Genomic DNA, 23,153 nt, shown 5'->3' on the forward strand with positions numbered 1-23,153 from the left:
TGGACCTGCCCCATGCGCCAACCCGATATCGAGATCTACCTCAAGGACGCCAGCCTGGAAGCGGTAGGCGACTGGCTTGCCCAGCGCCTGGGCGCCTGCACCGCCTGGCAAAGCAGAGGCCAGACACAGCAATGCAGAGCCGGCGGCATCCCCGTGGTCTGGCTACCCCGTGCAGTAGGCAAGTGGCACAGCCTGTTGCTGGAAAGCGACACCACACCCTGGATCGACGACCTGGCCTGCGCCCGTGATGCCCATGCGGCCTTGGGGGTGGAGATTCGCTGTGCGCCTGGCGGCTGGCAGGAGGAAGAAAGCGACGAGAAAGGCGATCACTGGCTCAGCATAGATGCCGAAGGCGAGCGTGAAATCCTCTGGCGGACCGACTGAGCGCAGGCGATCTCGGAGGGATCGCCTGCGCAAATGTCAGAGCCCAGCCACGTCGTCGGCTTGCAGGCCTTTCTGACCCTGGCTGATGGTGAACTCGACTTTCTGCCCTTCACTCAACGAGCGATGCCCCTCGCCCCTGATCGCTCGGTAATGCACGAAGACATCGGTACCGTCCTCCCGCTGAATGAAGCCATAACCTTTGGCATCGTTGAACCACTTCACCGTTCCCAACTCGCGACCCGCCATACCTTTCGCTCCTCTTCTGCTTTGGTCATCGGAATGCCACCTGGCACGCTGCGGCTCCCCTAAAACAGCCCTTGAACTCCTCCGGACCGACCTGCAAGCGCCGAGCCGCCGCAGTATAAGGCAAGCACACAATCTTTAAAGGGTTATTACAGCGACCAGCGCGCCGGTTTCCCTGACGAATTTTGCAAAGACTTTTCCTCTACGCTGGGCCGCGCCTGCGGTCAGAAAGGAAAGTGCCTGATCGCGGCGGTCGGCTATCTCCAAGCAGGGATTTCAACCATGTATCACGGTGAACGCCTGAATGCCTGGACTCACCTGGTGGGAGCCGTTCTGGCAGTCATCGGGGCCAGCTGGCTGGTGCTGCTGGCCAGCGTCGATGGTGACCCGATGAAGCTCACCAGTGCCATCGTCTACGGCAGCTGCATGGTCCTGCTCTATTGCAGTTCTACGCTCTATCACAGCTTGCGAGGCAAGGCGAAAGTGATCATGCGCAAGCTTGATCACCTCTCGATCTACCTGATGATCGCTGGCAGCTATACCCCCTTCTGCCTGGTGGTCTTGCGCGGCGCCTGGGGTTGGAGCCTGCTGGGCACTGTCTGGGGGTTGGCATTGCTCGGCATGTTGCTGGAGATTCGGCCACGCTCCGAGGCGCGCGTCCTCTCGGTCGTGCTCTATGCGGTGATGGGCTGGCTCGTCGTCATTGCCCTTGATCCGCTCCTCAAGAGCCTGGGCACGATGGGTTTCGCCTGCCTTGCCCTTGGAGGCCTCGTCTACACGGTCGGCATCCTGTTTTATTGCTACGACAACCGCTACCCTCACTGGCACGGTATCTGGCACCTTTTCGTTCTTGCCGGCAGCCTGTTGCATTTCATCGCCATCTGGCTGTTCGTATTCTGAGACAGCCCGGGCGCGACCAAAGGTTACAGAGCGTTGGCGTCTTCCCAGCCAGGCGGTTTTCGGTGGCAGTCCGGCTGCGCTAAAGTCAGCCCCATTCATCACGGTTGCCACTTCATGCCCCTGCTGCCATTGCTCATCTCCCTCCTGCTGCCACTGAGCGCGCTCGCCGCACCTGCCGAAATGGACTGGCTCGAACTCATGCCGCCGGAAGACCGCCTGGCGCTTGAAAACATGCCGGACATCATCCATGCCACCCCTGAGACCGCAGGCTTCAGCGATCAGGGCAGATTGCGCCAGAGCGACCGCAACCTGCCAGCAGTCATGTATTCGGCGAAAACCGTACCGGCACTCAATGGGCAGACCGTGCGCCTGGGAGGTTACCCGGTGCCGCTGGAAACCGACGCGCGAGGCAATAGTATCGAGTTCTTTCTGGTGCCCTACCCGGGCGCATGTATCCATGTTCCACCCCCACCGCCCAACCAGATCGTGCTGGTGCGCTATCCCAAGGGCATCTGGCTGAATGATATCTACGAGCCGCTGTGGGTCGACGGCATCCTGCTGGTGGAGCCTGTCAGCAAGGATCTGGCTGACGCCGCCTATGCACTGGAGGCCGGCGCGGTCCGCGCGATCGAGATGGACGAGCTCTGATGAAGGCTGGTGCCGGCGGTGCATTTCCGTTATAACATAACAATAAAACTCACGGAGGCTCCCATGTGCCGTCTAGCCATGCCTATGGCCCTGTGTCTCGCCACTACCCTGGCCCTCGCCGACCCGCACCAGCACGGACATGCTCACGCTCACGATAACCTGGGCGCCCATGATCACGGAGTGGCGACCCTGAACATGGCGATTGAAGGCGACACCCTGGTACTTGAACTGGAAACGCCGGCCATGAACATGGTCGGGTTCGAGCACCAACCTACCAGCGATGCCGAGCGGGCCAGGGTGCAGGACGCCCGAGAACGCCTCGCGGCCCCGCTCGAACTTTTCAACCTCCCGGGCGCAGCCGGTTGCGAACTCACCGAACACCGCCTGGACAGCCCGCTGTTCGCTGGCGGCCGGGGCCACAGCGGCGACCATGGAAATGAACATGGACACACGCATGACCACGATCCCAAGCAAAGCGCGGAACACGCCCACAGCGACATCGAAGCGTCCTACACCTTTACCTGTGCTCAGCCAGCGCAGCTCAGCGGCATCGACCTGACGCCATTCTTCGCCCAGTTCCCGCAGACCGAACGCATAGTGGCCCAGGCCATCGGCCCGAAAGGGCAACATGCTGCCGACCTGGCACCCAGCCGCCCGCAATTGGACTTCTGATCCATCCTGGGCTGCGCTGGCAAGCCGGCTTGGTCGATCTTGCGTCCATCCACCCTTTACAGGCCACCAATGACCGCTTTGCTTGAAATCACCGATCTTGGATTTGCCTGGCCTGGCCAGCCTGAATTACTCGATATTCCCTCCTTCAGCCTGGGGCGTGGCGAGTGCGTGTTTCTGCGCGGCCCCAGCGGCAGTGGCAAGACCACGCTGCTGGGGCTGCTCAGCGGCGTGCAGACGCCTCAGCGGGGCCGGGTGAAATTGCTAGGCAAGGACTTAGGCAAACTTTCCGCCCGGGCCCGGGATCGATTCCGCGTCGACCATACCGGCTATGTCTTCCAGCAATTCAACCTTCTGCCCTTCCTGTCGGTGCGCGAGAACGTCCTGCTGCCCTGTCAGTTTTCCGCCCTGCGGGCAGAGCGGGCCTGCCAGCGTCACGGCACCCTGCAGCAAGCCGCTTACAATCTTCTGATGCATCTCAAGCTCCCCGAGTCGCTGCACGAGCGACGCGCCGACTCGCTGTCGATCGGCCAGCAGCAGCGTGTTGCTACTGCCCGCGCCCTGATCGGCCAGCCTGAACTGGTGATCGCCGACGAGCCGACTTCCTCACTGGACGCCGACACCCGCGGCGCCTTCATCAAGCTGCTGTTCGGCGAATGTCACGCGGCGGGTGCCAGCCTGCTATTCGTCAGCCATGACCAGAGCCTTGCCCCCTCGTTCGACCGCAGCCTGTCGCTGGTCGAACTGAACCGCGCCGCCCGGATGACGGAGATCTAGCCGTGTTCCTGCTTCGCCTGACCCTGTCCAGCCTGGGCAATCGCCGCTTTACCGTTCTGCTCACCGCACTGGCCATCGCCCTGTCGGTTGCCTTGCTGTTGGCCGTGGAGCGAGTGCGCACCGAGGCTCGTGCCAGCTTCGCCAGCACCGTCAGCGGGACCGATCTGATCGTCGGCGCCCGCTCCGGCTCGGTGAATCTGCTGCTCTATTCTGTGTTCCGCATCGGCAATGCCACCAACAACATCCACTGGGACAGCTTCCAACACTTTGCCGGGCATCCCCGGGTGCGCTGGGCCATCCCCCTTTCGCTAGGCGACTCCCATCGCGGTTACCGCGTTCTGGGCACCAACCAGACCTACTTCCATCACTACCGGCACGGACGTCAGCAATTGCTCGAATTCGACCAGGGCCGGCATTTCAGCCGCAACGATCCGTTCGAAGTCGTGCTGGGTGCCGAGGTCGCACGGACCCTGGGCTACGCGTTGGGCGACGAGCTGGTGCTCGCCCATGGCGTCGCCACCGTGAACCTGCTCAAGCACGACGACAAGCCTTTTACCGTGGTCGGCATCCTGCAGCGCACCGGCACCCCGGTCGACCGCACCCTGCATATCTCTCTGGCCGGCATGGAAGCGCTGCATCTGGGCTGGCAGCAGGGCATGCCACCGCGCGGCGCAGCCCAGGTCGGCGCCGAGGCGGCGCGCGCCATGGACCTCACGCCAAGATCCATCACCGCCTTCATGCTTGGTCTGGACAGCCGCATCGCGACCTTTACGCTGCAGCGCGAAATCAACAACTACCGAGGCGAGCCGCTGTTGGCGATCCTTCCCGGCGTTGCCCTGCAGGAGCTCTGGAGCCTGATGAACACCGCTGAAAAGGCGCTGTTCGTGGTATCGCTGTTCGTCGTCATCGTCGGCCTGATCGGGATGCTCGCCGCCATTCTCACCGGCCTCAACGAGCGACGGCGGGAGATGGCCATCCTCCGTTCGGTCGGCGCCCGCCCGTGGCAGATTGCCGGACTGCTGATGAGCGAAGCACTGGCGCTGGCGCTGGCCGGCGTGTCGGGAGGGCTGGCCCTGCTCTATCTGGGAATCGCCCTGGCCCAAAGCCACCTGCAATCGGCCTATGGCCTGTACCTGCCACTGCGGGCGCCAAGCAGCTACGAATGGACTTTGATGGGTGCGATACTGCTGGCTGCCCTGCTGATAGGCAGCGTGCCCGCCTGGCGGGCGTACCGCCAGTCCCTGGCCGATGGCCTGTCGATTCGACTCTGAGAGAAACCATGAAACCTTGGCTGATACTGATGCTGGTCCTGTTCAGCCTGCCCTCCTGGGGGGCGGCGCGGGAACTGTCCTGGCAGGAAATGGTGCCGGCAGGCGCGCCGCCACCACCTCCTCCCATGCCGATTCACGATCTGTCCGAACTAGGTGATGTCCTGCTCTCCGAGCAAGAAGCACCCATGCCCCAACGGGAGCCTGCAGCTCCTGTAGTGCCCGGCCTCGATGGACAGGAGGTCAAGCTGCCGGGCTACATCGTGCCGCTGGAAATGTCCGCCGAAGGCCGGGTGATCGAGTTTCTCCTGGTGCCCTACTTTGGCGCCTGCATCCACGTACCTCCGCCGCCCTCCAACCAGATCGTCCATGTGCGCAGCGAACTTGGCGTGCTCCAGGACGCGCTGTACCAGCCCTACTGGGTCGAAGGGCCCCTGCGGGTGCAGCAGCGCAGCAGCGAACTGGCGGAGTCCGGCTATGTCATGGAAGCAATCAAGATCTACGAGTACGAACTCGACTGAGGCGCGATCCAGGGCGCCGGGGCAAGGCTGGGCGGCTTGGTGAAGGCTCGCTTTTTGCTTTAAGCTCTGCGAGCTGTGCGTCCCGGCCACCGGCCACACGCAGCCGCCACCGAGTCGACCCCTAGGAGCCCATATGAATACTCGCCACCTGCTGCCCTTGATCGCCCTGAGCCTGTTGCCCGGCATGGCGTTCGCACACCCCGGCCACACCGAGAACGGCCTGGCTGCAGGATTGCTGCATCCGCTGACCGGCTTCGATCATCTCCTGGCCATGCTCGCCATCGGCATCTGGGCGGCGCTGCAACCGAAAGCAATGAAACTTGCTCTTCCGGCGGGCTTTCTCGTTGCGCTGATGGCCGGCTTCGCCATGGGCGTGATGGGCACGGGCCTGCCTCTGGTGGAAACCGGTATCGCCCTGTCGGTCCTGCTACTTGGCCTGCTTATCGCGTCGGCGGTACGGCTGCCTGCACTGCTCGCACTCCTCCTCGCCGCCACCTTTGCGATCTTCCACGGTTACGCCCACGGCGCCGAGTTCACCGGCGGCATGCTGGCTTTTGCAGCCGGTTTCGCCTTGTCCAGCCTCGGTCTGCACCTGAGCGGCGGCCTGCTCACCGCCGCGGCCAACCGCTCCCTGCCGCTGGTCGCACGTAGCGTCGGAGCGGTGATCGCTGCCAGCGGCGCCCTGATGCTGGTCTGAGCTTGACGCACCGGGCCTCTCGTCCGGAGTCAGCCCCGTGCCGGCAGCTGCACCGGACTCAACGCTTCAACGAACGCAACGGATAGATATCGTAGCGACTCGACTTGCCTTCCAGGCTATAGCCCGGCGGCGTTCCTTCCACCACAGGCGCCTTGCGCGGGCGCTTGACCACCACCCGGTGAGTCGCCAGCCGCAGGGCCGTCGAGAGCAGCGCCGGAGCATCCATGTCGTCGCCCACCAGAGACCGGAACAGGCGCATTTCCTTTTTGACCAGCGCGCTCTTGTCGCGATGCGGAAACATGGGATCCAGATAGATCACCTGCGGCGGCTCGCTCGACCAGCCCTCGAGCAGCTTGATGGCATCTCCAGCCTGCAGACGCATGCGACCGCAGATGGCCGCCACCTCGGCATCACGCGCCGCCCGCTGCAGGCCATCTTCCAGCAAGGCGGCGATCACCGGCTGACGCTCGATCAGGGTCATCTCGCAGCCCAGTGCCGCGAGCACGAAGGCATCCCGGCCCAGACCCGCCGTGGCGTCCAGCACCTGCGGTCGCACTCCCGGCTGTATACCCACCGCCTTGGCGATCATCTGCCCGCTTCCACCGCCAAACTGGCGGCGATGGGCCATGGCGCCCTCGACGAAATCGACCCGTACCGGACCCGGTGCGTCAGGTTCGAGTGCCTGCAGCTGCAAGCCGTCAGGACCAACCTGCAGAGCCAACTCGGCTTCGCTGCCCAGCGGCAGACCGAGCCGCCTGGCCCAGTCCCGGGCCCGTTCATCATAAACGGGATCTAGAGATTCGACGCGGACGAGACAGGCGGCCATGGGCGGTACCGGAAGACGGGGCTGGCGCATTGTGCCAGCCAAGGGGCGATGGCGCGAGACCGCCTCGCCTGGCTGGATGCCTCATCGGCAGAGGCGACCGCCACCCATGTCGACATGGAAATGATCGTGGTGAGCCTGGTTGTAGTCAGGCCCCAAGGTGATGTTGAAGACCTGGCAGGCCTCGTCTCGCACCCGGCGCAGAAAGCGCGCCGCGTCGCCCTCGCCCTGCCAGTCGCGCGCCACCGTGATGCGCGTGCCGTCTTCAAGGCGAAACCCTGCGATGTCGAAGGCATTGGCAGTAGCGTGCTGGCTCAGGCGATTGCTGCGGGCAATGGTCCGACAGGCGAAGCTGCCGAAGTGGTCGATGCGCGCCACCGACTGACCAAACACTTCATGAGCGGCAGGCTGCAGCCCGTGGCGTTCGAACAATGCATAAGCCGCCGCCAAATGGCAGGTGGCCCTGAACGGGGCGCTGAACTGCGCACTGCTGCGCTCGATGCGCACGGTGTTTTCCAGCAGGCAGCGCGGCTCTGGGGCGATATCGGGCATCGGAGTGAAGCGCATCTCGGCGGTTTCCAGCACGCTGAGGCACAGCTCGCGGTCCTGCTGCAGTCGCCGCAGCTTGTGGCCGGTCAGCAGGTTCGGCGCATCCCGAAGGTCGAGCGGCGCCCAGGGGTTCCACTGCCGAGGGACCTCGAGGTGCCCTCGCCAGACCGCCATGGCCGCCGCCAACGACGCAACGACAATGGACAGAAAAACGAAACGACCGATGCTCATGGAGTATCAGGCAACAGCCACAACCTGCGGTTGCATCGAGGTCAGCGATCCAGCAGAGACAGCTGAGGCTGTGACGCGACAGGGCTCAGCGGCGGCAAGCCGGGCAGGCGCTGCTGCAGTAACCGATGGAACCTGAAGGCCAACTCGGGGGCCCGCCAGTTGTCCGGGGTATGCAAGTAGACATGCGGCTTCAGGCCCCGCTCGATCCAGGCGGCGACGTGATCCAGCCAGGGATGCAGGAATCCGTCGTTGGCGCGCAGCTCCGGGTGGCCGATGAAGCGCAACTGTGGCGAATCGCTGAAGGCAGTCGGCCGGGTGGGTAGGCGTGGCTTCCAGCTCTGCGCATGCACCACCGCGGGGTCAACACTTGTGCAACTGAACAAGGCACGCGAATCAAGGCAGATTCGCTCGACACTCCTGTCACGCAACAGCCGGTTCAAGCGCCTCTCCTCGTCACCTTTGGCGAAAAATACCGGGTGTCGTACCTCCACGGCGACAGGTCTCTGGCGCCGCCTGATGAAGCACTCGAGCTCAGCAAGGCGCGAGGGACCAAAGCCCGCCGGCAACTGCAGCCACAGCGGAGCGGCCCTGGCGCCCAGCGGGGCAAGCGACGCTTCGAAGCGCTCGGCCTGCTCCTCGACTTCACCCAGATCCGCCGCATGGCTGATGTCGCGCGGAAACTTGGCGCAGAAGCGGAAATGATCCGGCATCGCCCCTGCCCAGCGCTGCAGGGTTTCTGTCGAAGGCCAGGCGTAGAAGGTGGTATTTCCTTCAACGGTATTGAAGACGCTCGCATAACAGGCAAGGAAGTCCGCAGCCGGCGTGCCTGGCGGATACAAGGAACCGAGCCAGTGGCTCTCGTTCCATGAAGGGCAGCCGAGGTAGTATGGAAGGGTCACGCGTAGAGGTCGAGTCCGAGCACTTCGTTGGCGTCGACGTCGCGGTGCATCGCGGTGCTGGTGTAGCTGGCCAGTGCACGGGCTGCCACGCTGGACAGCGGCTGCTCATAGGCACGCTCATGGCGGGCCGCCGCGTAGCCCTGCTGCAGCTCACTGCTGGCGGTGGCAGGCTCCACCTGACGCAGCAGCGGCCTGCGTGGCAGCTCCGGGGCATCCGAGGCGGGCGCCTCACGCTGGATTTCCACGGCGCGCTGGCTGTCGCGATAGGGCGCGACAGCACCACCCGGACGAGCGGGACGATCCAACGGATAAGAAGAATGACCGTCGATGCGCATGGAAGGATCCGAAGAAAAAGCCTGGCAACTCTAAATGGGACGCAGGGCCCTTGGCAATGTTCCCTGTCGCTCAAGGAGCGGCTTTGGCTTTGGCCACGTTGTCGCGTAGATAGACCGGCTGCGCCTCTTCGGCAGTCAGGGTTTCACCCCGTGCCCAGGCACCTCGTGCCAATTCGATCAGGTCCCTGGCATGGGGCAGGAGCGATGCATCGAGACGCTCGGTCACGACCGGCATCCGCGCCTTGTAGCCCCAGCCGGTGCCCGCACCAAACCACGGTCCTTCGCTCAGGCGCGGCAGGCTGACCTGCTCGGGCGGTAGCACCGCCTCGATACCACACAGGCGCATTTCGCCGTCTTCGAGGGCGTAGCAGCCCCAGTAGACTTCATCCATGCGCGCGTCGATGGCCACCGCCACTCGCTCGACACCCTGTTCACGCCAGGCGCGCTGGGCGATCAGCGCCAGGTCCGAGACGGGTATGACCGGGCGGTCGAGCGCAAACGCCAGACCCTGCACCACGCCAACGGCGATCCGGATGCCGGTGAAGGCTCCCGGCCCGCGACCGAACGCGACGGCCTCGACCTGCGACAGTGTGATACCCGCCTCGGCGGTTACTTCCTGGATCATCGGTAGCAGGCGCTGGGCATGCAGCCGGGGGATGACTTCGTAGCGGCTGAAGACCCTGTCGTCATGCAGCAAGGCGACGGAGCAGGCTTCGGTAGAGGTGTCCAGGGCCAGGAGGGTGGTCATCGGATTCAATGCCAGGAAGAAAAAATCAGCGGATACCGCAGGCCAGGAAACCGACCTGCAGTCGACAGCAGAACGATCAGTTCAAGGCTTCGAGCACCTTGCCGGTGATGTCGTCGACACTGCCGACGCCTTCGATCCGGCTGTACTTGGGCGAACCTTCGGCGGCTGACAGCTGCTGGTAGAAATCCACCAGCGGCTGGGTCTGGGAATGGTAGATCGCCAGGCGCTTGCGGATGGTTTCTTCCTTGTCGTCCTCACGCTGCACCAGCGCCTCGCCGCTCACATCGTCCAGGCCTTCGGCCTGCGGCGGATTGTACAGCGTGTGGTAGACACGACCCGAGCCGGGATGCACGCGCCGGCCGGACAGGCGATTGACGATCTCCTCGTCATCGACGGCGATTTCCACCACGTGATCGAGCTTCACCCCAGCCGCGCGAAGCGCTTCAGCCTGCGGGATGGTGCGCGGGAAACCATCGAAGAGGAACCCGACTGCACAATCGGGCTGGGTCAGGCGCTCCTGGATCAGCGCGATGATGATCTCGTCCGATACCAGGCCGCCGCTATCCATGACGTCCTTGACCTGCAGTCCAAGCGGAGACCCTGCCTTGACCGCGGCACGTAGCATGTCACCGGTGGAGATCTGTGGAATGCCGAATTTCTCGGTGATGAAACGGGCTTGAGTACCCTTGCCTGCACCGGGCGCGCCCAGCAAAATCACACGCATCGATGTGCTCCTCGAAAATGAAAGCTGTCGCCAGGACGCCCCTCGGCAATGGGGGATGTCCGGCATTCTGGATGTGCCGCTACGCCGGCCGAAAAGCCCGACACGATACACAAGCGTGCAGGCGACAGACAAGCCGAGGCAGGGGAAGCGCGCCGCCGATCAGGCAGCGCGGTGTCCAGCTCAAAAAACACATACTAGACGATAGTCGAACGCTTGCCGAACCGTTTTTGCTTCAGCCCGTGTTCCGCAAGCCGGCTGCGATTCCCGCGACGCTAACCAGCAGCGCCTGCTCGAGACGAGGCTCGGTTGGTTCCGACGCCTGGCGTGAGCGCGCCAGCAGCTCGATCTGCAACAGGTGCAGCGGATCCAGGTAGGTGTTGCGCAGGTTGAAGGCCTCCTGCGATTCGGGGTTGTGATCGAGCAGCTCCTGCTGCCCGGTCAACTCGAGCACGGACGCCATCACCTGTCCCAGCAGGGCGCGCAGCTCATCCCCCAGCGGTTGCAGGCCGGGATCGACCAGACGCTCGTCATAGCGGCGAGCGATGTCGGCGTCGCCCTTGGCCAACACCATCTCCAGCATGTCGATACGCGTGGCGAAGAAGGGCCACTCGGCCTTCATTTGCGCCAGTACCTCGCCCTCTCCGCGCGCCAGCACCTTTTTCAATGCCTCGCCCCAGCCCAGCCAGGCGGGCAGCATGAGCCGGGTCTGGGTCCAGGCAAAGATCCATGGAATTGCCCGCAGGGTCTCGATACCACCCTGACGTCGACGAGCCGGCCGACTGCCCAGCGGCAGCCGTCCAAGCTCGGTCTCCGGCGTGGCCTGACGGAAGTACTCGACAAACTGCGGCTGCTCGCGCACCACGCCCCGATAGGCCTGGACCCCGTCGGCGGCAAGTTCATCCATGACATGGCGCCATTCCGGCCGTGGCATCGGCGGCGGCATCAAGGTCGCCTCGAGCACAGCAGCAAGATAGAGATTGAGGTTCTGTTCAGCCAGGTCCGGCAGACCGAACTTGAAACGGATCATCTCGCCCTGCTCGGTGGTCCGGAAGCGCCCGGTCACCGAACCCGGCGGCTGCGACAGGATCGCCGCATGTGCCGGACCGCCGCCACGGCCTACCGTGCCGCCACGGCCGTGGAACAACAGCAGTTCGACCTCGTGGGCGCGGCAGACTTCCACCAGACTCTCCTGGGCCCGATACTGCGCCCACGCCGAGGCGGTGGTGCCAGCGTCCTTGGCCGAGTCCGAATAGCCGATCATCACTTCCTGCGGGCCCTGTAGCCGGCTTCGGTAGCCCGGCAGGCCAAGCAACTGATCGATGGTCGGCGCCGCGTTGTTGAGATCATCCAGCGTCTCGAACAGGGGCACCACCCGCATCGGCCGGCGCAGCCCGGCTTCCTTGAGCAGCAATTGCACGGCAAGCACATCGGAGGCGCTCCGAGCCATGGAGATCACATAAGACCCCATCGCGCCAGCCGGAGCATCGGCGATGACCGCGCAGGTCGCCAGCACTTCGGCAGTATCCGCCGAGGGCTGATAGTCATCGGGCAGAAGGGGGCGACGGTTTTCCAGCTCCGTCTGCAGAAAATCGAGACGCTGCGCTTCGTCCCAGGCCGAATAGTCGCCCAGCCCCAGGTAATCGGTGATCTCGGCCATGGCTGCCCGATGCCGCGCCGCATCCTGACGAATATCCAGGCGCACCAGGAACAGGCCGAAAGCCGAAATCCGCCGCAGGGTGTCCAGCAGGGCTCCATCGGCGATCATGCCCATGCCACAGGCGTGCAGTGAGCGATAGCAGAGTTCCAGGGGCGCACGCAGCTGCTGCGTGTGCTGCAGCACATCGGTTCCAGCCGGCAGATCCTGCACCAGCGCTGCCGCGGCCCAGTCGCGGGTCGCCTGCAGGCGCTGGCGGAGCTGCTTGAGCAAGGCCCGGTACGGCTCGGCATCGTCGCCGGCATGCTGCAGTAGTTCTGGGGTCGCGGCCTGCATGGACAGCGTCGAAATCAGCTCCTCCACCTCCCGCAGGTAAAGGGTTGCGGCCTCGCGACGGGCCGAGAGCAGGACTTCCCGACTGATCCTGGCCGTGACATTGGGATTGCCGTCGCGGTCGCCGCCCATCCAGGAAGCGAAGCGTATCGGTGCGGCCTCGAGCGGCAGATGCAGCCCTGTGGTCTCGTACAGCGCCTCGTCGATCTGCCGCAGGACATTGGGCAGCGCCTGCCACAAGGAATTCTCGATGACCGAAAAGCCCCACTTGGCTTCGTCCACGGGAGTGGGCCGCTGCCGACGGATCTCTTCGGTGTGCCATACCTCCGCAATCAGGCGCATCAGCCTGCGTTCGATCTTCCGCCGCTCCGGCTCGGAGAGGTCGGTGTGGTCCTTGGCAGCCAGCTCGGCGGCAATGGCGTCGTACTTCTGAATCAGCGTGCGACGGGATATCTCTGTCGGGTGAGCCGTCAGGACCAGTTCGATATCCATGCGACCGACCTGGCGGGCAAGCGACTCGGCCGCATGCCCTTCGGCCTTCAGCCGCTCCAGCAGGTTGGGCAGCACCCTGGACTCGAAGGGCTGTGCCTCACCGGGGTGCCGCCGGCGAATCCGGTGATACTGCTCGGCAATGTTGGCCAGGTTGAGAAACTGGTTGAAGGCCCGCGCCACGGGTAGCAGCTCGTCTTCGGACAGGCTGTCGAGCGTCTCGCTGAGCTGCTGAGCCCCCTCTGCCGAGCCGCGACGGGCCGCCTTGGCACCCTTGCGAATACGCTCGATCTTGCCCAGAAGGCCCTCGCCATGCTGCTGGCGGATGGCCCGTCCGAGCAGTTCGCCGAGCAGATGGACGTTTTCCCGCAGCCTTGCATCGATGTTTGCCATGCCTCGTGCTCCTGACGCCGCTTGCTTTCAGGGTAGGATTGATCGGCCTCAGGCTATCCCGAGTTGGCCGATTGCCCAAGCCCTTGACGCCAGGCGAGGCATCTTGGGCCGACGCAGCGGCTAATTTGCGGGCTGCCGGGATCGTACCGCGGCCGCGCCCGTCAAAAGCACAAGCATGTCGAGCACGTACACAGGAGAACGAGATGAATATTGCCGAACTGGTCAGCGAATGGGAAAAGACCGCCAAGGGCCATATGACCAGGTCCAGCTACTCGGTGTGCCTGGACATCGAGGCCGCAGCACGGCTTGAAGCGCTGGCCGAGATGTATCCCAAGCGCACCGTCGAGGAGTTGCTTTGCGAACTCATCGGCGCCTCGCTCGAAGCGGTGGAAAGCAGCTTTCCCTATGTGCAGGGCACACAGGTGATCACTACCGATGAGCAGGGCGATCCGATCTACGAGGATGCCGGGCCGACGCCGCGCTTTCTCGAGCTGTCACGCAAGCATCTGCAGCGCCTGCTGGAGGAAGAGCGCGAGCAGGGCTGAGGAGCTCAGGGTCGTCCGAGCTCGGCGGGCTCTTCAGCGAAACAGCGGACCGCCTGCTTGCGGTTGTCCACCAGCACTCCGGACAGGCCGGTCTGGGAGGTATCGAACAGCACCAGGATGCCGTCTATGCATTGCGCGACCTGGTTGGCGGGCTTCAATGAAACCCGGTAATCCTCGCCGGGTACCGTCTTGAGCATGGTGAATTCACTCAGCAGCAGGGCATCTTCGGGACGGGAGAAATTCAGGTAGCCGTAGTAGCCAAGCGCAGCCACGGTCGCGACGACCGTACCGACCGCCGTAAGGATGAAAGGGATGGGGTTGCGTTCGCTCATGGGATATCCACGTCGGGAAAAGCGCGCACGCTAACGCTGCAAGCTGCAAGCTGCAAGCTGCAAGTCAGAGGATGTTCGCGTAGTCCGCCTCGACCCGGTCCAGGCTCAGGTGGTTGAGGAAGTTCGAAAAGCACATCCAGGCCGACAGGGCGTTGAGGTCCTGGAACTGAGGCGGGAGATAGCGCGGCGGAACCACCAGGCCCTCGTCGACGAGCTGGCGGAGCGTGCGCATGTCTTCCAGGGTGGTCTTGCCACAGAACAGCAGCGGAATCTGCTCCAGCTTGCCCTTGCGCACCGCAAGCTGGATGTAGTTGTAGACCATGATGAAACCCTTCAGGTACGAGAGATCCTTGGTGAAGGGAAGCCCGCTGGGGAGCGAGCCGCGGAACACCCGGCTGGCATTGCTGTAGCTTTCGTCTTCGCGGTAGCCCTGCTCGCGAAAGAAGCGGTACACCTCGAGAAAGTCCGCGCCGTCCTCAGCCATGTGAATGGCCCGGGTGCGGTTGGTGAGCTTGCGCAGGCGGGTCGGGTAGGAGGCGAAGGCGATCACCTCCATGAGGATCGCCAGGCCTTCCTGGGTCACGGTGGAAGACGGCGGCCCCTTGGACAGGAAGGTGCAGATCGGCTGATTCAGGCCGTTGAGGGTGGTGCCGACATGCACCAGCCCTTCATGGACCTCCAGCGCTCTGACGTCGCGTTCATTGAACAATGCATCGCTGCGGATCTTGATGTAGTCGGCCCCGGCTGCGGCGTCGGCGACGATGCCGTCGGACTCGAATACCCGGATCGCCCCCTCGCCCTCGCCGAACACCCGGTCCAGCCGCGCCTGCAGCAGTTGCACGGCCTGCTTGGCATCGAGGTTCTTCGGCTCGTCCTGGAGATCGCCACGCAGGTCGATGTTGTTCAGGTAGTCCGAGAGCATCAGGCCGAGATCCGACAGGGTCGGGTCGCCAGCGTGGAAAGCATCGGTGGCGGCACCGTAGAGATCCTGGGAAATCAGCCCGAAGTCGGCGGTGCCGCGTGCCTCGAGCATGCGGATCACCATGCGGTATTCCTTGCACATGCGCCGCATGATCTGCCCCACCGGGCTGAACTGGCCAAGCTGGCGGGTCACGTCCCGCTCGATGGCCTGGAACTCCTGCTTCTTGGCTGAAGGATCGAACCCCAGCGGGCGGCTCTCGTAGTAGGCGCGATCCACCGCCGGCGGCTGGATGCCTCTGGCGGCGAAAAAGCCCTGACGCACGCTGTCGTCCCATTTCACCGCATCGAGGATACGGATAGGCGTCTGCGCCTCGACGATGCGATCGGAAAGTGCCCGAACGAGGCCCTGGTAGTCATTGAGCGCGGCATTGCTGTTCATGGTCAGCCTTGTTTGCCTGGTGCAGCGACCATGATGCCAGAGCCCGGCGACCAACGTGCACTCCAACCGCGGCCGGGCAGCCGCAGGCGTAACCCGACAGCCGAGGCACCGTCTGACGATCAGGCATCGGATTACGCTGCGCTAATCCGACCTACATCACGCCGCGCCTATACCGCATCGCACTCCACCGCAGCCGGTAGGTCGGGTTAGCCGCAGGCGTAACCCGACAGCCGAGGCACCGTCTGACGACCAGGCATCGGATTACGCTGCGCTAATCCGACCTACATCACGCCGCGCCTATACCGCATCGCACTCCACCGCAGCCGGTAGGTCGGGTTAGCCGCAGGCGTAACCCGACAGCCGAGGCACCGTCTGACGATCGGGCATCGGATTACGCTGCGCTAATCCGACCTACTGCTGCGGCCGCATGTGCGGGAACAGGATCACGTCGCGGATCGACGGCGAGTCGGTCAGCAGCATCACCAGACGGTCGATGCCGATGCCCTCCCCCGCAGTCGGCGGCATGCCGTATTCCAGGGCGCGGACGAAATCGGCGTCGAAGTGCATGGCCTCGTCGTCGCCGGCGTCCTTGTCGCGTACCTGGGCATGGAACCGCTCGGCCTGGTCCTCGGCATCATTGAGCTCCGAGTAGGCGTTGGCGATCTCGCGGCCACCGATGAACAACTCGAAGCGGTCGGTGACGCTGGGGTCGTCATCGCTGCGACGGGCCAGCGGCGACACCTCGAACGGATAACGGGTGATGAAGGTGGGCTGTTCCAGGCGATGCTCCACCAGTTCCTCGAAGATCATCGTCTGCAGTTTGCCAAGGCCCTCGAAACCTTTCACGTCGGCACCTGCCCTCTTCGCAATGGCGCGGCATTTCTCCACGTCCTTCAGGTCATCCGCGGAGACTTCCGGGTTGTACTGCAGGATCGAGTCGAACACCGACAGCCGAGCAAAGGGCTCGCCGAAATGGAATACCTTGTCGCCGTAGGGCACGTCGGTGGTGCCCAGCACCGCCATGGCCAGCTCACGGAACAGTTCTTCGGTCAGGTCCATGTTGTCTTCGTAGTCGGCGTAGGCCTGGTAGAACTCGAGCATGGTGAACTCGGGGTTGTGCCGGGTCGAAACGCCTTCGTTACGGAAGTTGCGGTTGATCTCGAAGACCCGCTCGAACCCCCCTACCACCAGCCGCTTGAGGTACAGCTCCGGCGCGATGCGCAGGAACATGGGCATGTCCAGCGCATTGTGGTGAGTCTCGAAAGGCTTGGCCGCCGCGCCGCCGGGAATGGTCTGCAGCATGGGCGTTTCCACTTCGAGGAAATCGCGTTCGGCAAGGAAGCGGCGGATATGGCCAATGATCTGCGAGCGCACGCGGAAGGTGTGGCGGGTTTCCTCGTTGACGATCAGGTCGACGTAGCGCTGGCGGTAGCGCTGCTCGGTGTCGGTCAGGCCGTGGTGCTTGTCCGGCAGCGGGCGCAGGGATTTGGTCAGCAGGCTCACCGAGGTCATGTAGACGTACAGATCGCCCTTGCCGGAGCGGGCCAGGGTGCCCTCGGCGGCGATGATGTCGCCCAGGTCCCAGTGCTTGATGGCTTCCAGCGTCTCCGCCGGCAGGGTCTTGCGGTCGATGTAGACCTGGATACGCCCGCTCATGTCCTGCAGGACCATGAAGGCGCCGCGATTGAGCATGATCCGGCCCGCCACCTTGACCGGAATCGCTGCCGCTTCCAGCTCTTCCTTGCCCTTGTCCGCGTACTGCTTCTGCAGGTCGCCGGCGTAGCTGTCGCGACGGAAGTCATTGGGGAAGACGTTGCCCTTCTCCCGCTCGGCGGCAAGTTTTTCCTTGCGCAGGGCGATCAGCTGGTTTTCTTCCTCATGGATGGCGTGCTCGTTCAGCGGTTGTTCGCTCATGGTCGTCTGCTTTGCCTGGCGCGTAAGTAATGAGTGTGTGCGAGGATCGGGCCGGTTGCGGGCGGCTGGCCGGCGATGGCCTGTAGCCGACCGCCGCCGGGCCTTGGACGTCAGAGGCCCTGCTTGAGGCTCGCTTCGAGATATTCGTCGATGTCGCCGTCGAGCACGCCGTCGCAGTTGCTGTTCTCGATGCCGGTCCGCAGGTCCTTGATCCGCGACTGGTCCAGCACGTAGGAGCGGATCTGGTGCCCCCAGCCGATGTCCGACTTGCTGTCCTCCAGGGCCTGGGACGCCGCAGTGCGCTTCTGCATCTCCTGCTCGTACAGCTTGGCCCGCAGCATCTTCATCGCGGTGTCCTTGTTGGCGTGCTGGGAACGCTCGTTCTGGCAGCTGACCACGGTATTGGTCGGCATGTGAGTGATCCGTACCGCCGAGTCGGTGGTGTTGACGTGCTGGCCGCCGGCGCCGGAAGAGCGGTAGGTGTCGATCCGCAGGTCGGCCGGATTGATCTCGATCTCGATGTTGTCATCGATTTCCGGCGACACGAACACCGCGGTGAACGAGGTATGGCGGCGGTTGCCCGAATCGAACGGACTCTTGCGCACCAACCGGTGCACACCGATCTCGGTGCGCAGCCAGCCGAAGGCATATTCGCCCTTGATGTGCACCGTGGCGCCCTTGATACCGGCCACCTCACCCTCGGACAGCTCCATGATGGTGGCGTCGAAGCCGCGCTTGTCGGCCCAGCGCAGGTACATGCGCAGCAGCATGTTGGCCCAGTCCTGGGCCTCGGTGCCGCCGGAACCGGCCTGGATATCAAGGTAGCAGTTGTTCGGGTCCATCTCGCCGCTGAACATTCGGCGGAACTCGAGCTTCTCCAGTGACCCACGCAGTCGCTCGACTTCGGCGGAGACGTCGTCCACCGCGCCCTGGTCGTTTTCCTCGACCGCCATGTCCAGCAGGTCGCGGGCATCGGCCAGGCCGCCGCTCAGCTCGTCCAGCGTCTCGACGATCTGGGCCAGGCTGGCCCGCTCGCGGCCGAGATTCTGCGCATATTCGGGGTTGTTCCACACGCTGGGGTCTTCCAGCTCGCGGTTGACTTCGGTCAGGCGATCACTCTTCTGATCGTAGTCAAAGATACCCCCGAATGGTCTGGGTACGTTCGGACAGGTCCTTGATGGCGTTGACGATCGGATTGATTTCCATGGCGGTCAGGACTCTCGGTCAGGCAGGTGGAGAAAGCCGGCGAGTATAACCCAGCCTCCCGCGCCTGACAGCCGCCCGTCACAGCGCTCGCGCTTCGGCCTCCAATCGCTGCCGCAGGTCCGGGTCGAGCCTGAGCGCCCGGGCAAGCTCTTCGAGATAGGCGCGCTCGCTGTCCTGCTGCTCATCCACGATGAGCAGAGTGGCCACATACATCTCCGCGGCCGTTTCCGGCGTCGTCGCCGCGCTCGCCACCTCGACGGGGTCCAGCGGGCGGGACAGCTCGTGCTGCAACCACTGGCTCAATTGCGAGTCGCCCGCCAGGCGATCAAGCTCCGATTCGATCATGGTGCGTTCGCGCTCATCCACATGACCATCGGCCTTGGACGCCGCCACCACCGCCTTCAGGATGGCGCGCCCATGGCTTTCGGCCTGATCCGGCGGCACCCGGTCGATGGTCCTTGGCGTGACGACAGGGTCACGCTCGGCCTGCTGCGCCTGCCAGCCCTGGTAGGCCTTGTAGGTCACCATGCCCAGCATCGCGAGACTGCCGAGCCGCGAGGCCTTGCCACCGAGCCGCCCCGCTCGCCGCCCCAGCAGCATGCCCATTGCGCCCGTGGCCAATGCCCCCTTGCCACCGCCGCGCAGGGCCTGGCCAAGGGCGCCGCCCGGTCCGTTTCCGAGCATCTGTCCTAGCGTTCCAGCGCCACGAGTATGGGTATCGCGGTCGGCAATCTGGCTAGATTTCAACAACAGGTCCAACAATCCACGGGTATCCATTGCTAGGGTCCTCTGATAGATCCGGCCGCGGCTTCAGTCGAGCGGGCCGGGAGTGCGGATTGGAGTGTCGCGATCTGCAGCGCGCACGTACTGCGCCGGCCACGCCACCTTGTCCCGCAGGAACCCGGCGGCATGTAGAGTCCAGTAGGGATCGCGCAGCAGCTCCCGAGCGAGGAAGATCAGGTCCGCCTGACCGGTCATGAGAACATGCTCGGCCTGCACGGCTTCGGTGATCATGCCCACCGCGCCGGTGGCGATGCCCGCGTCGCGGCGTACCCGCTCGGCAAAGCGCGTCTGGTAACCGGGTCCGAGCGGGATTTCGGCAGTGGCTGCGGTGCCGCCGGACGACACATCGATCAGGTCGACCTCCAGCGCCTTGAGGCGGCGCGCCAGCTCGACGGTGTCTTCCTCGTTCCAGCCATCATCGACCCAATCGGTGGCCGACAAGCGGACGAACAACGGGAGTTCAGCAGGCCAGACGCCACGCACCGCCTCGGTTACTTCCAGCAGCAACCGGCAGCGGTTGTCGAACGAGCCGCCGTAAGCATCCGTTCGCCGATTGGAGAGCGGTGACAGAAACTGGTGCAACAGGTAGCCATGGGCGGCGTGCACCTCGATGACCTTGAAGCCCGCCACCAAGGCACGCCGGGCCGCCGCAACGAAACCCTCGACGACCGCGGCGATGCCCGTGGCATCCAACTCTTTCGGCGCCGCGTATTGCGGACCGAAGGCGATCGCCGATGGCCCCAGGGTCTCCCAGCCGCCTTCTTCAGCCGGCACGCTGCCATGCTGCTCGACCCAGGGCCGCCAGGTACTGGCCTTGCGTCCGGCATGGGCCAGCTGGATCGCCGCCAGCGCACCCTGGGCTTCGATGAAGTGGGTAATGCGCTTGAGCGGCTCGATCTGCTCGTCACACCAGAGCCCCAGATCCTGCGGGGATATCCGCCCCTCGGGGACCACGGCGGTGGCTTCGACCATCACCAGCCCGGCGCCGCCCACCGCACGGCTGCCGAGGTGCACCAGATGCCAGTCATTGGCGAGACCATCGATAGCCGAGTACTGGCACATGGGGGACACCACCACCCGATTGGGCAGGGTCAGTTGACGCAGGGTAAGGGGCTCGAACAGCTTGGACATGGGGGCCTCGTCGTGTGTCTTGTTCTCCTAATGACACTGACGAGTAAAGACGGTTTTGTACCGTTCGAGGAATGGCGATGGACGCTCTTTCGATGAATCGTTCGCCTGTGCGGCTAACGCTGTCCCCTGGCTACCGGGGCTGGAGATGAGTCACGAGCAACTGCACGCTTTCCTGTCCGCGGTATTCGTTCACATCCAGACGGTACGCCAGCTCGGCCCAGCGCACCGACGCGTCTGGCCAGCACTCGCGATCGACATTGAAGGCAATGGCATCGAGGCTCAGGCGCCCACACTCGCTCTTGAGTACCATCTTGAGATGGCGCTCACCCACGACGCGCTGCTGCACCAGTTGAAAGACCCCGTGAAACAGCGGCTCGGGGAACTGCTGCCCCCAGGGCCCGGCAAGGCGCAGCGCACGGGCCAGCTCGAGGTGGAACTCCTCGACACCCAGTTGGCCGTCGCTGAGTACCCGCCCGGCCAGGTCGTCGGCACAAAGCTGGCGGCGCACCTGCGCATCGAAAGCGACAGCGAAGGCGCCGAAATGAGATTGTGGCAAGGACAGGCCCGCCGCCATCGCATGCCCCCCGAATTTGCTGATCAATCCCGGATGGCCCGCGGCCACGGCGTCCAGCGCATCACGGATATGAAATCCCGGCACCGACCGCGCGGAGCCCTTGAGGAGCCCGTCCCCGGCGTCGGCAAAAGCGATGACCGGCCGGTGGTAGCGCTCTTTCATTCGCGAGGCAAGTATGCCGATCACGCCCTGGTGCCATTCCGGCTCGAACAGGCAGAGGCCGAACGGCATCTCATCCAGCGGCAGGTCCTTCAACTGCGCCAGGGCCTCGCGTTGCATGCCCTGCTCGATGGCCTTGCGATCCTGATTCAACTGATCCAGTTGCCCGGCCATGTCGCGGGCGACGGCCGGGTCGTCGCAAAGCAGACACTCGATTCCCAACGACATGTCGTCAAGCCGACCCGCTGCATTCAGGCGAGGCCCGAGAATGAATCCGAGATCGGTAGAAGTGATGCGCCGGTGATCACGCCCGGCCACCTCGAGGATCGCCAGCAACCCCGGCCGGGCGCGACCGGCCCGGATTCTCGCCAGCCCCTGGTGCACCAGGATCCGGTTGTTGGCATCCAGGGGCACCACGTCAGCGACGCTGCCCAAGGCGACCAGGTCCAGCAGCTCCGCCAGATTGGGCTCGCTGCCCGGCGTGAACCAGCCCTGCTCCCGCAAACGCGAGCGCAAGGCAAGCAGCACATAGAAAATGACCCCTACCCCGGCCATGCACTTGCTTGGAAACAGGCAGCCTGGCTGGTTCGGGTTGACGATGGCATCGGCATCCGGCAATTCCGCGCCGGGAAGATGGTGGTCGGTGACAAGGACCCGCAATCCGGCGGCTTTCGCGGCTGCGACGCCTTCAAGGCTGGAGATGCCGTTATCCACCGTGACCAGCAAGTCGGGCCGGCGCTCCAGCGCCACAGCGACGATTTCCGGAGTAAGACCGTAGCCAAACTCGAAGCGATTGGGCACCAGGTAGTCCACCGAAGCAGCACCCAGCAAACGAAGCCCGAGCACCGCCACCGCGCTGGCGGTCGCTCCGTCGGCGTCGAAATCGCCAACGATGAGAATCCGCTGACGCGCCGCCAGCGCTTCGGCCAGCATGGTCACGGCGTCCTCGATGCCCTTGAGCCGGGCATAGGGAATCAGCCGCCCGAGACGCTTGTCCAGCTCCTCCGCGCTGCGCACGCCACGCGCGGCATAGAGCCGTGCGAGCAGCGGCGGCAGGTCTCCGAAGTTCGGCAACTGGTCGGGCAAGGGGCGGCTTTCTATGCGCATGCGGGCAAGTGTCTCGTGCAATCGACTGTCAGCGCTCGCCGTGCAGCCACTGGAGCGGAACCTCGTGCTGGCCACACTCGTCGGTAATGAAGAGGGTTCCGTCGCTGATCATCACGCCCCACTGGATGCTGCGGGGCAGGTCGCTCGCCACGCGGCTCAGGGCTTCAGGTTCGACGGCCACCACGGAGCAGTTTTTCAAGGTGCGCACCGAGTCGAGCACCTTGGTCTGCCAGACCCGGAGATTGCCATAGGCAACCAGGCTGAGGCGCTCGGCGCGCCGGGAGCACCAGGTCATGCGGTCCGCATCCGGCTGGCCCACTTCGATCCAGTGCAGCACCCGGTCATCGAGGCTTTTTTCCCAGAGAGCGGGCTCGTCGACGTCGGACAGCCCGCGGCCAAAGGCCATGGCGTCGCTGTACCAGAGCGCATAGGCAATCAGCCGCGCCCCGAGACGCTCTTCGGTTTCCGAAGGATGGCGGGCAACGGTGAAGCGAGGGTTTTCATACACCCCGCGATCCAGATCGGTCAGGTTGAGTTCGACTTTATAGGGGGTGGCTTGCAAAGCCATGGCAGATCACTCGAAACGTTGAGCCGTCAGTTTAACGTAAAGCGGCAGGGGATCTGGCATGAATGTAGCAATTGGAGGGGAGCCAGACAGGCGGATCAGCGGTGAGCGAAACGCTGGGAAACCTTGTTTACAATCATTCTCATTACGATTAATCTCGCATTGTAGCTACCCTTGATCGGAGAACTGCTG

The 23,153-nt window shown here is 64.2% G+C and carries 25 protein-coding genes; 9 read left to right on the plus strand and 16 right to left on the minus strand.

Going from position 1 to position 23,153, the window contains the following annotated elements:
* Positions 1–12: 12 nt before the first annotated feature.
* Positions 13–384 (plus strand): hypothetical protein, encoded by a 372-nt coding sequence (locus ACFOMF_RS01375; RefSeq protein WP_386360473.1) that lies wholly within the window; start codon positions 13–15, stop codon positions 382–384.
* A gap of 36 nt (positions 385–420) precedes the next feature.
* Here the strand turns inward: ACFOMF_RS01375 and ACFOMF_RS01380 are convergent, their stop codons facing one another.
* Positions 421–630 carry a cold-shock protein gene (locus tag ACFOMF_RS01380; RefSeq protein ID WP_386360475.1) on the minus strand — a complete coding sequence of 70 codons (210 nt, stop codon included), beginning with the start codon at positions 628–630 and terminating at the stop codon, positions 421–423.
* Between the two features lie 279 nt (positions 631–909).
* Here ACFOMF_RS01380 and trhA point away from each other — a divergent pair, with 279 nt between their 5' ends.
* The 7 genes from trhA (at position 910) to ACFOMF_RS01415 (ending at position 6,107) form a co-directional block, all read left to right on the plus strand.
* Positions 910–1,527 (plus strand): PAQR family membrane homeostasis protein TrhA, encoded by a 618-nt coding sequence (gene trhA, locus ACFOMF_RS01385; RefSeq protein ID WP_386360477.1) that lies wholly within the window; start codon positions 910–912, stop codon positions 1,525–1,527.
* A 114-nt stretch (positions 1,528–1,641) separates the two neighbouring features.
* Positions 1,642–2,175, plus strand: coding sequence for a DUF3299 domain-containing protein (locus ACFOMF_RS01390; RefSeq protein WP_386360479.1), 534 nt, complete (start codon positions 1,642–1,644; stop codon positions 2,173–2,175).
* A 63-nt stretch (positions 2,176–2,238) separates the two neighbouring features.
* Complete coding sequence (locus ACFOMF_RS01395) at positions 2,239–2,847, plus strand: DUF2796 domain-containing protein (protein ID WP_386360481.1); 609 nt, start codon at positions 2,239–2,241, stop codon at positions 2,845–2,847.
* 69 nt (positions 2,848–2,916) lie between these two features.
* Entirely contained in the window at positions 2,917–3,621 is a 705-nt protein-coding gene (locus ACFOMF_RS01400) for an ABC transporter ATP-binding protein (RefSeq protein WP_386360483.1), read from the plus strand.
* Positions 3,622–3,623: 2 nt separating this feature from the next.
* On the plus strand, positions 3,624–4,892 hold the full coding sequence (locus ACFOMF_RS01405) for an ABC transporter permease (protein ID WP_386360485.1): 1,269 nt from the start codon (positions 3,624–3,626) through the stop codon (positions 4,890–4,892).
* A gap of 8 nt (positions 4,893–4,900) precedes the next feature.
* Positions 4,901–5,410 carry a DUF3299 domain-containing protein gene (locus ACFOMF_RS01410; protein ID WP_386360487.1) on the plus strand — a complete coding sequence of 170 codons (510 nt, stop codon included), beginning with the start codon at positions 4,901–4,903 and terminating at the stop codon, positions 5,408–5,410.
* A 133-nt stretch (positions 5,411–5,543) separates the two neighbouring features.
* Complete coding sequence (locus ACFOMF_RS01415; RefSeq protein WP_386360489.1) at positions 5,544–6,107, plus strand: HupE/UreJ family protein; 564 nt, start codon at positions 5,544–5,546, stop codon at positions 6,105–6,107.
* 58 nt (positions 6,108–6,165) lie between these two features.
* Here ACFOMF_RS01415 and ACFOMF_RS01420 read toward each other — a convergent pair whose 3' ends face one another.
* The 7 genes from ACFOMF_RS01420 to ppc form a co-directional block, all read right to left on the minus strand.
* Positions 6,166–6,933: a class I SAM-dependent methyltransferase gene (locus tag ACFOMF_RS01420; RefSeq protein WP_386360491.1), complete on the minus strand. Its 768-nt coding sequence runs from the start codon at positions 6,931–6,933 to the stop codon at positions 6,166–6,168.
* Between the two features lie 81 nt (positions 6,934–7,014).
* A complete protein-coding gene (locus ACFOMF_RS01425) occupies positions 7,015–7,710 on the minus strand; it encodes an extensin-like domain-containing protein (protein WP_386360493.1) in 696 nt (231 codons plus the stop codon).
* A gap of 41 nt (positions 7,711–7,751) precedes the next feature.
* The gene (locus tag ACFOMF_RS01430; RefSeq protein ID WP_386360495.1) at positions 7,752–8,609 is read right to left on the minus strand and encodes a DUF72 domain-containing protein; all 858 of its coding nucleotides are present in this window, start codon (positions 8,607–8,609) and stop codon (positions 7,752–7,754) included.
* The gene (locus ACFOMF_RS01435; RefSeq protein ID WP_386360497.1) at positions 8,606–8,944 is read right to left on the minus strand and encodes a hypothetical protein; all 339 of its coding nucleotides are present in this window, start codon (positions 8,942–8,944) and stop codon (positions 8,606–8,608) included. The genes ACFOMF_RS01430 and ACFOMF_RS01435 overlap by 4 nt, the downstream gene beginning before the upstream one ends.
* 70 nt (positions 8,945–9,014) lie before the next feature.
* A complete protein-coding gene (tsaB, locus tag ACFOMF_RS01440; protein ID WP_386360499.1) occupies positions 9,015–9,692 on the minus strand; it encodes a tRNA (adenosine(37)-N6)-threonylcarbamoyltransferase complex dimerization subunit type 1 TsaB in 678 nt (225 codons plus the stop codon).
* 76 nt (positions 9,693–9,768) lie between these two features.
* Positions 9,769–10,416 (minus strand): adenylate kinase, encoded by a 648-nt coding sequence (adk, locus tag ACFOMF_RS01445; RefSeq protein WP_386360501.1) that lies wholly within the window; start codon positions 10,414–10,416, stop codon positions 9,769–9,771.
* A gap of 232 nt (positions 10,417–10,648) precedes the next feature.
* A complete protein-coding gene (gene ppc, locus ACFOMF_RS01450) occupies positions 10,649–13,285 on the minus strand; it encodes a phosphoenolpyruvate carboxylase (RefSeq protein WP_386360502.1) in 2,637 nt (878 codons plus the stop codon).
* Positions 13,286–13,488: 203 nt separating this feature from the next.
* On the opposite strand from ppc, the gene ACFOMF_RS01455 reads away from it, so the two are divergent.
* Complete coding sequence (locus ACFOMF_RS01455) at positions 13,489–13,830, plus strand: pilin assembly protein (RefSeq protein ID WP_386360504.1); 342 nt, start codon at positions 13,489–13,491, stop codon at positions 13,828–13,830.
* Between the two features lie 5 nt (positions 13,831–13,835).
* On the opposite strand, the gene ACFOMF_RS01460 is transcribed toward ACFOMF_RS01455, so the two are convergent.
* From ACFOMF_RS01460 to ACFOMF_RS01495, 8 genes are all read right to left on the minus strand, one after another.
* On the minus strand, positions 13,836–14,162 hold the full coding sequence (locus ACFOMF_RS01460; protein WP_386360505.1) for a hypothetical protein: 327 nt from the start codon (positions 14,160–14,162) through the stop codon (positions 13,836–13,838).
* 64 nt (positions 14,163–14,226) lie between these two features.
* The gene (locus tag ACFOMF_RS01465) at positions 14,227–15,522 is read right to left on the minus strand and encodes a flavohemoglobin expression-modulating QEGLA motif protein (protein WP_386360507.1); all 1,296 of its coding nucleotides are present in this window, start codon (positions 15,520–15,522) and stop codon (positions 14,227–14,229) included.
* Between the two features lie 411 nt (positions 15,523–15,933).
* Positions 15,934–17,436: a lysine--tRNA ligase gene (lysS, locus tag ACFOMF_RS01470; protein WP_386360508.1), complete on the minus strand. Its 1,503-nt coding sequence runs from the start codon at positions 17,434–17,436 to the stop codon at positions 15,934–15,936.
* Between the two features lie 110 nt (positions 17,437–17,546).
* Positions 17,547–18,642, minus strand: a protein-coding gene (prfB, locus tag ACFOMF_RS01475; RefSeq protein WP_386360510.1) for a peptide chain release factor 2 whose coding sequence is annotated in 2 segments (ribosomal slippage) — positions 17,547–18,569 and positions 18,571–18,642 — 1,095 coding nt in all. Because the reading frame shifts where the segments join, the coding sequence is not laid out codon by codon here.
* Between the two features lie 78 nt (positions 18,643–18,720).
* Complete coding sequence (locus ACFOMF_RS01480) at positions 18,721–19,419, minus strand: tellurite resistance TerB family protein (RefSeq protein WP_386360511.1); 699 nt, start codon at positions 19,417–19,419, stop codon at positions 18,721–18,723.
* 33 nt (positions 19,420–19,452) lie between these two features.
* Positions 19,453–20,556, minus strand: a complete 1,104-nt coding sequence (locus ACFOMF_RS01485; RefSeq protein WP_386360513.1) for an NADH:flavin oxidoreductase/NADH oxidase — start codon at positions 20,554–20,556, stop codon at positions 19,453–19,455.
* Positions 20,557–20,686: 130 nt separating this feature from the next.
* Positions 20,687–22,396 carry a single-stranded-DNA-specific exonuclease RecJ gene (gene recJ, locus ACFOMF_RS01490; RefSeq protein ID WP_386360515.1) on the minus strand — a complete coding sequence of 570 codons (1,710 nt, stop codon included), beginning with the start codon at positions 22,394–22,396 and terminating at the stop codon, positions 20,687–20,689.
* A 28-nt stretch (positions 22,397–22,424) separates the two neighbouring features.
* A complete protein-coding gene (locus ACFOMF_RS01495; RefSeq protein WP_386360517.1) occupies positions 22,425–22,964 on the minus strand; it encodes a YaeQ family protein in 540 nt (179 codons plus the stop codon).
* Between the last annotated feature and the right edge of the window lie 189 nt (positions 22,965–23,153).

The organism is Stutzerimonas tarimensis, from assembly GCF_042648805.1.
GTDB lineage: Bacteria > Pseudomonadota > Gammaproteobacteria > Pseudomonadales > Pseudomonadaceae > Azomonas > Azomonas tarimensis.